This is a genomic window from Cellulophaga sp. F20128 (assembly GCF_023015805.1).
GTDB lineage: Bacteria > Bacteroidota > Bacteroidia > Flavobacteriales > Flavobacteriaceae > Cellulophaga.
On record NZ_JALKBA010000003.1, the window covers coordinates 284,936 to 296,959 of the forward strand.

Below are 12,024 nucleotides of genomic sequence, written 5' to 3' on the forward strand. Positions count from 1 at the left end.
TCATTGGGGAACCAAATCATCTTTTTTATAATTTCAAAAGGGATTTTAGAGAACTACTTTTTCTACGTCTGATATTTTTGGAATGCAAACATTCCAGCCATATACCTGTTCTATTTTAACTCTAAAAGCATCTAGGGCAATTGGTTCTCCATGAAGTAAATAAACTTTTTCTGGAATATTTTTAATTGTTTTCATCCAGTTTAGCAACCCTTGTTGATCGGCATGTCCAGATAAGCTTTCAATATTTTTTATAGTGGCCTTAACTGGGTAATATTTACCGAAAAATCTAATTTCGTGTGCGCCTTCCTGAAGTTGTCTGCCCCGAGTACCTTCCGCTTGATACCCAGCTAATAAAACGGTCGTAGAGGGCTCATCTATAAGCTGTTGTAAATAGGTTAATACACGTCCGCCCGTAACCATACCACTACCTGCAATTATAATTTTAGATCTAGGGTCGTCAATAGTTTCCCATGTTTCTTTATAGCATTCTATGATCTTAAAATGGTTACACATTGCATTGTATTCTTGACTAGTTAATTTATGCCAATCCGGGAAATTTTTAAAAACTTCAAGCACATTGTTTCCCATAGGACTATCAATAAATATGGGGATATTTGGAATTTTATTGAGTTTATACAATTTCCAAAGGATATACATTAAAGTTTGAAGCCTTTCCACTGCAAAACTAGGAATGATTAAATTTCCATGGTTCTGTATTGTTTCTGTAATGATTTCTACTAAAGTGTTCTCCACACTCACTTCCGGGTGATTTTTGTTGCCATATGTACTCTCCATAAACAAGAAATCTGCCCATTCTGGAGTTTTAGGATTATTCAATAAATAATCATCCTGTCTGCCAATATCCCCAGAAAAGACAAAGCGCTTCCCTTTAATTTCAATTTCAATAAAAGTTGCACCTATAATATGACCGTTGTATTGAAAACGATAGGAAATATGAGCCGATAACTGTACCCATTTGTCTTCCTCCTCTACTTCAAATAATGCTATAATAGCCTCAGCCTCCCTTTTGGTGTAAAAGGGTAATGCAGGGTTATGTTTGCTATAATTTTCTTTATTTGCCTTACTAGCTTCTTCTTCATGGATTTTTGCGCTATCCCTTAGAATAATAGTCGCTATAGCCAAGCTTGGTGCGGTTCCCGTAATTCGACCTTTAAAACCTTGTTTAAGTAGACGGGGTAAATAACCAATATGGTCTAAGTGACCATGGGTTATTAATACAATATCAACGGAAGCAACTTCTATTGGTAGGTCACTCCAGTTTAATTCTCTTAGTTCTTTTAATCCTTGAAACATTCCACAATCAACAAGTATGTTTTTTTCTGAGGTTTCAATAAGAAATTTAGAACCAGTGACAACTCCGGCTGCACCTAAAAAGTTTATTTTTCCAAATTTTTCCATGGTATTATTAGTTGGCACATAATAGTGAAATTTCTTGTAAAATTTTTGTTTTCCGTACTTCAGAAACTCCCAAGTGATCTAAGTAAAATTTATCATTAATTAAATCTCTACAGAGCACAATAGACCTACTTAAAAGAAATTGTTTTTCTCGGTTGCTAAGTAATGTTGAAACTGTAATTGGATACAAGCCCAAACGATCTATTCTGTCTTTTAAACCGTCGTTTAATGGATAATCCCAACTTAATAAATACAAACCAACACAATTGCCAAATTGAATTGCATCTTGCGTAAATCGTGTATTGGTCACAACCCAGCCTTGCGTAAGTGCACTTTTCTTTTTAGTGCTATTAGTCCAGTTGGCTTTAACATCTTGATACCTTGAGTTGATATATAAAGGTATTTTAACATTGCAATTAAGACCTTGGGCACTGTGAAATTTACACTCAATAATTGTAGCTTCGGAATTTTTAGAGGCTATTATATCTATCTCGTGCGATACACATTTACCTTGTAAAATGGTGCCCACTTCAGTACTGTACCCTGAATAACTGAGAATTGCACTCACAAAGCGTTCAAATGGGAAGCCAGTGGGACCTAGTTCATAAATAGCTTTTTTGAGCTTGTACTTTGAGGCCAAATGACTATTGTTTTTTTTAAGTAAGGCGAAGGCCCTATTGTAAATTTCCTTGGTGGATATGCCTTGATAAAGTTCATCTCGAACTTTGTCTAAAATTTGATTCACAATTTTGGTATCTGCTCCAGTTCTGTTTAAGGATGTACGTAATTTTTCCAGTGAAAATTTCACCTTTTCACCTGAAGATTTAATTATTTCTATATTTTGTATATCCATATTGAACGGTATTTGAAATTTATTAAAATCAATTACTTACGCAGTTTAATCCAACGATCTCATAAAAGCAATAATTATTGAATTCGTTGTTACAGCTAAATTTAGCCAGAAGCGGTTTCCTGAAATTTTAAGAATACGGATAACTTCCCTTGTAAAAATTGTAGTAACCCGGTAACTATTCTGGTATTACTAGCAAAGGAATTAAAGGTTGAAATCCAATTTTTTTGATCACAGGTTCTTTAATAATATCTTCTATAAAACTGTGCTTATAATTTACCATTACAAGTAAATTAATGTCTAATTCATCAATAAAATTATTTATCTCTTGTGTTTTCTTTGCATATTCTGGCATCCAATGGAAACTACAGGAATAATCCTTTAGATATAATTTTAGCATCTCCAAGTTATTACTTTGCGCTGCTGTTAATTTATCTTTTTCGTTAATATGTACTATTCTTAGTTTAGAATTAAACAAAGATGCCATATGTTTTAAAGGAAGTAATACTTCTCCATAAGTACGATTATAATCTGTAGGGAAGGCTATTTGCTTCGGTTCAACATAATCATATTCATCTGGTACAACTAATACCGGTGCTAATTTTATTTTTTCAATAGTGTTTACGGTATTACTTCCAAAAAAAAGTCCTTTGGCTTTTGTAGCACCTTTAGTTCCCATAACTACAAGGTCTATACTGAATTTTTTCACAGCTTTTTCTATGGCTGTATTTAAATCGTCAGAGCTTAAAATGCTGTTAAATTCATGCTTAACATTCGTATTTGAAGCTTCTGCCATTTCCTTTAGCTCTGTTAGTTCTTTTAGTGCGTTAACTTCCATAATTTTTGACAGCTTATTTGTCATATTAGACATTCGAGATACTGTCACTTTCGTGGAGTTCAAAAAATAAAAGGTACATTTTTCGTGAGCATAGAGATTTAAGGCGTAAACCGCAGCGCTCCATGCATTGTCTGAAAAATCTGTTGGGAATAGAATCTTTTTTCTCATAGTCGTTCGTCTTACGTTTATATATAATTTTTATGGTTTAATTGCTATTTATTATCAAGGTCTGTGGCCATTGATGGTATTACCAAAAATGGAATCGTTAAATGAAATCCAATCTGATTGATAGTATTTTTAAAGAACAAACTTTCAAAAAAGGAATGTTTGTTATTAATCATAGCCAACAGGTTAATTTTATATTTGAGCTGAAATTCATTGACAGCATCGGAGATATTCATACTCTTTACGGCATGAAATAAAAATGCCGTTTCCTGGAACAAAATTTCTAATTGGGCTTTGTTGTTTTCTTGTATTTCCGTGAGATCATTACCTGTTGAAACGTGCATAGCATTTACTCTAGCATGCTTAGATACGGCCAAATTTTTGAGGAAACTGAGTTTTGAGTTTTTATAACTTACCTCTAAATCTGTTGGAAAGAGAATTTCTTGTGGAGCCTCATATGTAAACGCTGAAGGAATAGCCAAAATAGGGCATTTTACTTTTTGAAATAGTTGTACGGTATTTGAGCCAAACAACACTTCCTTTGCACCCGTGGCCCCTTTGGTTCCCACAACAATGAGATCAATAGGATACTTTTGTACAAAGGCTTGTATGCCCGATATAAAGGCATCAAATTTGGCATAGGTTTTAAAATTATGCTTTTTATTGTTTTTAAAGGTTGTAGAGATTCTCAACACCAATTGGTTTAGGTTTTCTTCTGCAGTATTTTTTATGGTATCTACAATACCAAATTGCTCTGGATTCACGAGTACATATTCAAGGTGATAAATAATTGGGGTGTAGGCATGGTATAGGTAAAAGGTGCATTCTTCTTCCTTAAATAATTGCATAGCATAAGCAATGCCGTTCCATGAATTTTCCGAAAAATCTGTTGGTAAAAGTATGTGTTTCATAGCTTGGAGAATTATTAACGTGTGATGTTTTGCATCGCCAATAGTGGAATCTGTAAACCAAGACTCACTGCATCAATTGTAGATGGAAATAATAGAGTTTCTAAAAATGAATGTTGGGTATTGACCATAGTTATCACATCAATATTCTTTTCTTTTATATAATTTTTAATTGTTGAAGCTACATTATCGCTGCTTTCATGTAAAAAATTAACCTTATTCTCTTGCAGGGTAAGGGCTAAAAATACTTTGTTGTCCTCTTGCCTAATAGATAATTGCTCGCTGTTAGAAACATATAGTACATCGATACTGCTTCGGTAAGATTTTGCTAAAACCGACAGAAGTTTTAATTCTCGTCGTTTGTAGGGAACTAAATAGTTGGTCGGAAATAAAATATGTTTTGGTTGTGTGTTTGAATACAAGGCAGGAATTGCCAAAACCGGACATTTTACGTATTTTAACACTGCAAGGGTTTGGCTGCCAAATTCAATGTCACGATCATTAGATACGCCCTTTGTACCCATTACTATTAAATCAATGTTTTTAGCAATAGCGGTAAGCTGAGCCTCTTCAACCAAATTGTTATTCGCAGATATGGTATGGTAGGTATACCTCGGGTTATGCGAGATATCTTTTACCTCCTGCAGTAAGTTTTCTAGGTTCGCTTGAGATTCATTTCTAACGGTCATCAAAACATCCCCAAAAACCTCACGAGATTTTAAATCCTTATGATTATAAAACTCATTCTGGTAAGCATGCATAAAATAAAATTCGGTATGTTGATATTTAAAAAACTCCAAAGCATATTTAATAGCATTCATAGCGTTTTCTGAAAAATCAGTTGGAAGTAATATGGATAACATAGCGTGTGTATTTAGATGACTTGGATAAAGTTACCGCCTTCATTACTTCTAAAATATGATATATATCATGTTATTATTGTAAAGTAAAGTGAAAACTTTGTATAGTGTTATTTAGAGTTTAAGTTGTTGTAAATCTGAGGATAAGTTAATGATTTTATGGCAATAAGTTGATTTAATCCAATGAAAGAATAACGTATATTGTTGTTCTAGTTGAAGTTGAATGTAATTGATTTATTGTATACTATACTACATCAAAAATTGCTAATTTTAAATTCAATATAAAATTAAAAGGATGAATTCTAAAAAGAGAATGTCAATGCGGTTTTATCAAAATTTAGGCAAGTTATTTTATGCTATTGCGGCTGCTGATGGTAAAGTAAGAGTAGAAGAGTTTGCACAGTTAAAGAAACTAGTAAGAGACCAATGGTTAGTTGTCGATGCTATTGACGATTCCTTTGATGTTGATGCTACCGATCAAATGGAAGTGGTTTTTGACAATCTAAGAGCAACAGACGAACTTGATGCTACAACCTGCTATGACGAATTTGTGCACTATAAAAACAAGAAACCCCATTTGTTTACCGATGAGGTAAAAAAGTTAATTATAAAAACAGCATCATCCATTGCACATGCATTTGCTGGAATTAATAAAGCAGAATTAATTATGCTAGCAAGACTTGACATCGAATTAAAAAAAGCATAACTTAAGTATAATTATAACGTGGAATCCTTTTTAAATATTCATCTTACCTATTAAATTATTAATAAATGGCATTTATAGATTATTACAGCATATTAGGAGTCACTAAAAAGGCAACTGAAGGCGATATAAAAAAAGCTTATCGGAAACTTGCTCGGAAGTATCACCCAGATCTCAATCCTAACGATAAAGAAGCTGAACAAAAATTCAAAGAAATTAACGAGGCCAATGAAGTCTTGAGTAACCCAGAAAATCGTAAAAAATACGATGACCATGGGGAACATTGGCAACATGCAGAAGCGTACGAAAAAGCAAAGCAACAACAAAAACAAAATGCCCAACAACAAACATATCAAGGTGATTTTGGCGGGTATTCGGAGAGTGATTTTTCAGATTTTTTCAGTGCAACCTTTGGGGGTTCTAAGGCTAAAGGTGGGCGTAGAGAAGCAAAATTTAGAGGACAAGATTTTAACGCAAAATTAGAGCTGAACCTCGAGGATGTTTACCGTTCGCACAAACAAACATTAACAGTCAATGCTAAAAATATACGGATCACCATTCCTGCGGGTGTAGAAAATGGGCAGATCATAAAAATAAAAGGCCACGGAGGAAAAGGGGTTAATGGAGGGCCAAATGGTGATTTGTATATTGAATTTTCAATACGCAATACAACTCAATTTAGAAGAGATGGCTCTAATTTATATGCTTCGGTTGATTTGGATATCTACAAAGCACTTTTAGGCGGGGAGATAACCGTGGATACCATAGACGGAAAAGTAAAACTGACGGTAAAACCTGAGACGCAGAACGGAACAAAAGTAAAACTCACAGGAAAAGGATTTCCAAAATATAAAAAAGAAGGGCAATTTGGCGATTTATATGTAACCTACTCTATAAAAATGCCGGTAAACCTTTCAGCCAAAGAAAAAGAACTCTTTACTGAACTTTCAAAATTGCGATAATTATGAACACAACAAACCTTATTTCAATCCAACATTTTTGTACGCATTACAAGGTTCCTATAACCTTTATTACAGCACTACAGGAATATGAGCTCGTAGAGATTACCGTAACTGATAATGAACACTACCTGCGAACGAATCAAATTTACGACCTTGAAAAAATGATACGCTTGCATTATGAGCTCCATATAAATCTTGAAGGAATTGATGCGATTTACAATTTATTAAAACAAGTAGAAAGTCTTCAATCTCAAGTTAAAACCCTAAAGAATAAGTTAAATTCTTACGAAGATTTATAATCAGCATACTATGGCAGACCTTGAATACTTTAAAGAATGGATGTTGGGTAATGCACAACTTTGGATTGTGATTAAATACGTTATTATACTGGTTTCAGTTTTACTAGCCATTCAATTGTTAAGACGGTATCTGAAAAGGAAAATATCAAATTCAGTCATACGGTATAAAACACAAAAAGGAATTGAGGTCTTGGGTTATCTATTACTAGTGGTTTTAACCATAACCTATTTTTCTGGTGCGATTAAAGATTTTACCATTATTGTAGGCTTATTCACTGCTGGAATAGCCTTTACACTTCAAGAATTAATATTGAGTATTGCAGGTTCTATTTATATTTTCTTGGTGCAAGTATACAAACCCGGAGACCGCATAGAGATTAACGGAATTAAAGGGGATGTAATTGATGTTGATAGCATATACACAACAATGATGGAAATAGGAGAATGGGTGAGTAGTGATAATTATAGTGGACGAATTGTAAAGCTCAGTAATGCATTTGTCTTTAAAGGACCAATTTATAACTATTCGCAAGACTTTCCTTTTATTTGGGATGAATTGAATGTGCCAATTCGTTATGGTTCCGATATGGATTTGGCAAAATCTATTGTAGTTAAAATTGCAACGGAAACACTTTCGGACTATGTTGTGAATTCAAAAACGGAATGGGAATCCGTGGTTAGTAAATATTATATTGAAGATGCACAACTAGACCCTACCTTGGCAATTTCACTAACGGATAATTGGATTCAGTTTAATTTGAGATATATTGTAGACTTTAAGAAACGTCGCATTACAAAGCATTTGCTTTATGATAAAATAAGAACTGCAATTGAAAATTCGGAGGGAAAAATTACCCTAGCGTCTTCAACGCTTGAGATTATTAAAATTCCAAACCTCAAAGTGGATTTAAATGATGACAAAACCCGATAAAAGGTGGTGTCAAGTGTTTGTATTGAAGTAGGGTTGTATTTTAAAGGGATTCCACGGGTTGTTTTTGGGAAAAGTATAATCCTCATTTATTTGAAGGTACCCAAGTATGTATTGTACAACCTTAATATTGCTTATTGTTTGAATTTATAAGACCTAATTTTACATGAATAATAATCACGAAAAAATCCACCAGCACAATCAAATTTTTGGAAAGAAAACAGAACTCTATTTTGCCATTCTAAGTGGCGTCTTTTTGTCTATTGGTTTTTTGGTTGAAAAGGCAACGGAATTCCCCAACTGGATTCCGTCCTTATGTTACCTTTTTGCCTACTTTTTCGGGGGTTATTTTATTAGTATTGAGGCCTTTCAAAAGCTGACTAAAGGAGGTTTTGATATTGACTTTTTAATGATTGCGGCTGCTGTAGGTGCCGCATATATAGGCAGCTGGCCTGAAGGTGCTTTGCTTTTATTTCTATTTAGTTTAGGGCACGCACTGGAAAGCCATGCGATGAATAAAGCGAAAAAATCCATTGAAGCTTTAGGCCATTTGTCACCAAAATCAGCTGTGGTTAAACGCAATGGTAAACTAGAAGAGATTGCTATTGAGGAATTAAAGATCGGTGATGTTATTGTGGTAAAGCCGAATACAAAAATTGCTGCAGATGGCGTTGTAATAAGTGGGAGTAGTAGTGTTAATCAGGCTCCAATAACGGGCGAAAGTATGCCCGTAGATAAAACATTTATGGCCTTTTCAGGAAATTTGCCAAAACTGAATGAGGTGGATAAAAAACATATTGTTTTTACAGGAACTATCAACGGTGATCACATGTTAGAAGTGATAGTTCTTAAACTGAGTATGGACTCTTCGGTTTCAAGGTTAATTAAAATGGTTAGTGAAGTTGAAGCCCAAAAATCGCCAACACAACGACTTACCCTTAAATTTGAAAAATGGTATGTACCTATAGTCATCCTTGTCGTTTTTTTATTGTGTTTTGCTTACCTGATTATAGATGAAAGTTTTGAGGAGAGTTTGTATAGAGCAATTACGGTTTTAGTGGCTGCAAGTCCCTGTGCGCTGGCCATATCAACTCCCAGTGCGGTTTTAAGCGGAATAGCTAGAGCTGCTCAAAAAGGGGTGCTGATAAAAGGAGGGAAAGCCCTAGAAGATTTAGGTTCCATAACGAGCATTGCATTTGATAAAACAGGAACCTTAACAGAAGGTAAACCAAAATTAACGAATGTAATTCCGTTTCTTAACTATGATGAAATCGCTTTTGTAAAACTAGTTTTAGAAGTAGAAAGTTTAAGTAATCATCCATTGGCAAAAGCCATAGCACATGATATAAAAACACAATACCAAATTGTACCTCAAAACAAGGCTTCCGATGTAAAAGCGATGCATGGAATGGGAGTAAAAGCATTTTATAACGCAGATGAAGTATTCATAGGCAATGTGAAACTGATGCATATCTCAAATATAGAGGTGACTGAGCACGTAATCTCTAAAATGGGTAATCTATTAGATAATGGGCATACGGTTATGCTTGTGGCATATCAACATCAAATTATTGGGCTTATAAGTGTTATGGATACTCCTCGAAAAAGTGCGGCAAGTACCCTGAGAAAATTGAAAGAAATAGGTATCAAACATATGATTATGTTAACTGGGGATCATCAAAATGTTGGTGATGCCATTGGCAGGCAAATTGGACTCACCGAAGTCAAAGGTAATTTATTGCCAGAAGATAAAGTTGAAGCGATAAAAACACTCTTGCAAAGAGATAAAAAAATTGCTATGGTAGGAGATGGAGTAAATGATGCACCCGCAATGGCTTTAAGTACAGTTAGCGTTGCTATGGGAGCGGCTGGGAGTGATGTTGCGTTAGAAACAGCTGATGTTGCTTTAATGTCTGACAAAATAGAAAGATTACCATTTGTAATTGGATTGAGTAGGGCATCCAAGCGAATTATTAAACAGAATATATTCATTAGTTTGGGTGTCGTTGTTTTGTTGGTTCCTGTAACTATCCTTGGTTTAACAAACATTGGTTTGGCCGTTATTTTTCATGAAGGCTCAACGCTTGTAGTTGTATTAAATGCATTGCGTTTACTTCGTTATGAAACGAATTAAATAGAATTTAAAAACAATACTTATTAAAAAAGGGGTTAAGAACTGATATTTGTCATATTTTTAGAGTTAACTTCTAAGTAATTTAGCTAAAACACTTAATTTTTAAGCCATGATTAGAACTTTAAATCAGAAAGAAAACACCAAGATTCTAGAATCTAATTATATCGGTAATTTATCCTATATCTATAGAGATAGACCTTATGTAGTGCCAATTACTTATTATTTTGATAAAGAAAATAACGTGATACTTGGGTATTCTGCTGAAGGTCATAAAATAAAAGCCATGCGTAAAAATAACAATGTTTCTCTAGGTGTTTCAGAGGTGGAATCTGTAAATGATTGGGAGTCAGTTTTGGCTCAGGGTAAGTTTGTAGAACTATCGGGAAGTGAAGCAAAAGCGAAACTTCATATTTTTTCCTTGGGTGTCAAAGATTTAATTATCAACAAAGAACAACGAAAATTAGATTATATAAGTGAATTTTCAAGCAAAATATATACGGATGATTTCCCTGTAGTTTTTCAAATTAAAGTGGAAGAACTTACGGGTAGAATGCGACGGAATTAGGGAATTCAAAGCCTAAAAAAACTAAATTAAACGAATGAAATATACCTATCTTATTGTAGTAATGCTACTCTTTTTTAATTGTAAACGTAACAGTCCTGATGAAAAAAATGGGAATGCAAACAAGACAGAAGATGTAAAACAATTAGGTAGTGATACCTTACAAAATGATGCTGTAGTACCTACCTACCAAAATATTGAACTCACCGATGTAGACAAATCAATTACTATAGAATTGAAACAAAAAACACTCATTGAGAAAAAGGACGAAAGAGAGGAGCTTCAAGAATTGATTATTAATAAATCGTACATTAACGCTACTAAGGATTTTACTGTTAATTTCACCTATCCTTTGCTCAATGAATCATACAAAGATTCACACCGCAACTTCAATGAGTTTATAACCGACCATTATGTGAATATTACGGCAACTGAAGCCGATATATTAGAGAGTAAATCACTTTGCGATAGTATTGAAGCTGAAAATTTCAGAGAAGAACGGCTTATCGATTATAAAATTTATAATGTTAATGATCGGCTTGTAAGTGTGCTATTTTATAAAGAGAATTTTTACTCGGGTGCCATGCATCCGAGTTATACCTTTGATTGTTTTAATTTCGATTTAAATGAAGGAGTTTTTATGACCTATGAAGATTTCTTTGTTCAAGGGTCTGAAAATGAAGTATTGGAAATTCTCAATGAGAAGATCACTGCCAAAATACAAAGTGGGGACATGTATTACGATTGTTGGGAAGTATCTAGTGCTGATTTTTTAGTCAGTAAAAACAACTTTGTACTCAATGAAACCAATATCGAATTTTATTTTGATGATTGTGTCATGTGTCCCTCCTATACGGGTTCATATTCTATTGAAATTCCGCTGGTAGATTTTATGTCCGTTTTAAAAAAATACGAATTAAACCCGTTGTTGTTATAGGTGTGATATTCCCTGAATTTTTAAGAGAAAATAGATATATATTCCGTGGGCTCCATAGCAGTCTGAATTAAATAGAATCAAACAAGTTAACCCCTTAAACTCCAAGCAAAGGTTACTTAAAATTTTTATTTTTCCCGTCAATTCTTTGCTTTTTTGGGTTAATTTATAGCCTTTATTATTTCTATTTTTGAGTAATCAATAATTTATTATTAATCTTTAAAAACAGAAAATTATGAACTCTAAAATAATAGAAGGTAAGTGGAATCAAGTAAAAGGTAAATTAAAACAAAAATATGGCGATTTAACCGATAAAGATCTTACTTATGCAGAAGGTAAATTTGATGAAATGCTTGGTAAACTGCAGGAAAAAACAGGAAGAACCAAGGAACAATTACAGGAAGAAATAGGCAAGTATTAAGGCGCCATATAATTTCTAACGACTAATTTAAAAACCTCCAATAA

13 protein-coding genes are annotated in these 12,024 nt (G+C 33.7%); 8 read left to right on the forward strand and 5 right to left on the reverse strand.

Annotated features, from left to right (window positions below; all coding sequences use genetic code 11):
- Positions 1–45 precede the first annotated feature (45 nt).
- The 5 genes from MWU65_RS05060 to MWU65_RS05080 all read right to left on the reverse strand — a co-directional run bounded on the left by MWU65_RS05060 (position 46) and on the right by MWU65_RS05080 (position 5,040).
- Complete coding sequence (locus MWU65_RS05060) at positions 46–1,419, reverse strand: MBL fold metallo-hydrolase (RefSeq protein WP_247076092.1); 1,374 nt, start codon at positions 1,417–1,419, stop codon at positions 46–48.
- A gap of 7 nt (positions 1,420–1,426) precedes the next feature.
- Positions 1,427–2,269, reverse strand: a complete 843-nt coding sequence (locus tag MWU65_RS05065) for an ATP cone domain-containing protein (RefSeq protein WP_247076093.1) — start codon at positions 2,267–2,269, stop codon at positions 1,427–1,429.
- Between the two features lie 175 nt (positions 2,270–2,444).
- Complete coding sequence (locus tag MWU65_RS05070; RefSeq protein WP_247076094.1) at positions 2,445–3,272, reverse strand: universal stress protein; 828 nt, start codon at positions 3,270–3,272, stop codon at positions 2,445–2,447.
- Between the two features lie 44 nt (positions 3,273–3,316).
- Positions 3,317–4,180: a universal stress protein gene (locus tag MWU65_RS05075; RefSeq protein WP_247076095.1), complete on the reverse strand. Its 864-nt coding sequence runs from the start codon at positions 4,178–4,180 to the stop codon at positions 3,317–3,319.
- A gap of 14 nt (positions 4,181–4,194) precedes the next feature.
- Positions 4,195–5,040: a universal stress protein gene (locus tag MWU65_RS05080; protein ID WP_247076096.1), complete on the reverse strand. Its 846-nt coding sequence runs from the start codon at positions 5,038–5,040 to the stop codon at positions 4,195–4,197.
- Positions 5,041–5,332: 292 nt separating this feature from the next.
- Here MWU65_RS05080 and MWU65_RS05085 point away from each other — a divergent pair, with 292 nt between their 5' ends.
- From MWU65_RS05085 to MWU65_RS05120, 8 genes are all read left to right on the forward strand, one after another.
- Positions 5,333–5,743, forward strand: a complete 411-nt coding sequence (locus MWU65_RS05085) for a hypothetical protein (RefSeq protein ID WP_247076097.1) — start codon at positions 5,333–5,335, stop codon at positions 5,741–5,743.
- Between the two features lie 65 nt (positions 5,744–5,808).
- Positions 5,809–6,702 carry a J domain-containing protein gene (locus MWU65_RS05090; protein ID WP_247076098.1) on the forward strand — a complete coding sequence of 298 codons (894 nt, stop codon included), beginning with the start codon at positions 5,809–5,811 and terminating at the stop codon, positions 6,700–6,702.
- A 2-nt stretch (positions 6,703–6,704) separates the two neighbouring features.
- Positions 6,705–7,001, forward strand: coding sequence for a chaperone modulator CbpM (locus MWU65_RS05095; protein ID WP_247076099.1), 297 nt, complete (start codon positions 6,705–6,707; stop codon positions 6,999–7,001).
- Positions 7,002–7,011: 10 nt separating this feature from the next.
- Positions 7,012–7,932 (forward strand): mechanosensitive ion channel family protein, encoded by a 921-nt coding sequence (locus MWU65_RS05100; RefSeq protein ID WP_247076100.1) that lies wholly within the window; start codon positions 7,012–7,014, stop codon positions 7,930–7,932.
- A 163-nt stretch (positions 7,933–8,095) separates the two neighbouring features.
- On the forward strand, positions 8,096–10,063 hold the full coding sequence (locus MWU65_RS05105) for a heavy metal translocating P-type ATPase (RefSeq protein ID WP_247076101.1): 1,968 nt from the start codon (positions 8,096–8,098) through the stop codon (positions 10,061–10,063).
- A 109-nt stretch (positions 10,064–10,172) separates the two neighbouring features.
- The gene (locus tag MWU65_RS05110) at positions 10,173–10,628 is read left to right on the forward strand and encodes a pyridoxamine 5'-phosphate oxidase family protein (RefSeq protein WP_247076102.1); all 456 of its coding nucleotides are present in this window, start codon (positions 10,173–10,175) and stop codon (positions 10,626–10,628) included.
- A 34-nt stretch (positions 10,629–10,662) separates the two neighbouring features.
- Positions 10,663–11,562, forward strand: coding sequence for an RsiV family protein (locus MWU65_RS05115; protein WP_247076103.1), 900 nt, complete (start codon positions 10,663–10,665; stop codon positions 11,560–11,562).
- 232 nt (positions 11,563–11,794) lie between these two features.
- Positions 11,795–11,980, forward strand: a complete 186-nt coding sequence (locus MWU65_RS05120) for a CsbD family protein (RefSeq protein WP_247076104.1) — start codon at positions 11,795–11,797, stop codon at positions 11,978–11,980.
- Positions 11,981–12,024: the final 44 nt, after the last annotated feature.

Excerpts from the sequence above, each read along its gene's own strand:
- MWU65_RS05060 (WP_247076092.1), bottom strand. The coding sequence starts at position 1,419 with ATGGAAAAATTTGGAAAAATAAACTTTTTAGGTGCAGCCGGAGTTGTC.
- MWU65_RS05065 (WP_247076093.1), bottom strand. The coding sequence starts at position 2,269 with ATGGATATACAAAATATAGAAATAATTAAATCTTCAGGTGAAAAGGTG.
- MWU65_RS05070 (WP_247076094.1), bottom strand. The coding sequence starts at position 3,272 with ATGAGAAAAAAGATTCTATTCCCAACAGATTTTTCAGACAATGCATGG.
- MWU65_RS05075 (WP_247076095.1), bottom strand. The coding sequence starts at position 4,180 with ATGAAACACATACTTTTACCAACAGATTTTTCGGAAAATTCATGGAAC.
- MWU65_RS05080 (WP_247076096.1), bottom strand. The coding sequence starts at position 5,040 with ATGTTATCCATATTACTTCCAACTGATTTTTCAGAAAACGCTATGAAT.
- MWU65_RS05085 (WP_247076097.1), top strand. The coding sequence starts at position 5,333 with ATGAATTCTAAAAAGAGAATGTCAATGCGGTTTTATCAAAATTTAGGC.
- MWU65_RS05090 (WP_247076098.1), top strand. The coding sequence starts at position 5,809 with ATGGCATTTATAGATTATTACAGCATATTAGGAGTCACTAAAAAGGCA.
- MWU65_RS05095 (WP_247076099.1), top strand. The coding sequence starts at position 6,705 with ATGAACACAACAAACCTTATTTCAATCCAACATTTTTGTACGCATTAC.
- MWU65_RS05100 (WP_247076100.1), top strand. The coding sequence starts at position 7,012 with ATGGCAGACCTTGAATACTTTAAAGAATGGATGTTGGGTAATGCACAA.
- MWU65_RS05105 (WP_247076101.1), top strand. The coding sequence starts at position 8,096 with ATGAATAATAATCACGAAAAAATCCACCAGCACAATCAAATTTTTGGA.
- MWU65_RS05110 (WP_247076102.1), top strand. The coding sequence starts at position 10,173 with ATGATTAGAACTTTAAATCAGAAAGAAAACACCAAGATTCTAGAATCT.
- MWU65_RS05115 (WP_247076103.1), top strand. The coding sequence starts at position 10,663 with ATGAAATATACCTATCTTATTGTAGTAATGCTACTCTTTTTTAATTGT.
- MWU65_RS05120 (WP_247076104.1), top strand. The coding sequence starts at position 11,795 with ATGAACTCTAAAATAATAGAAGGTAAGTGGAATCAAGTAAAAGGTAAA.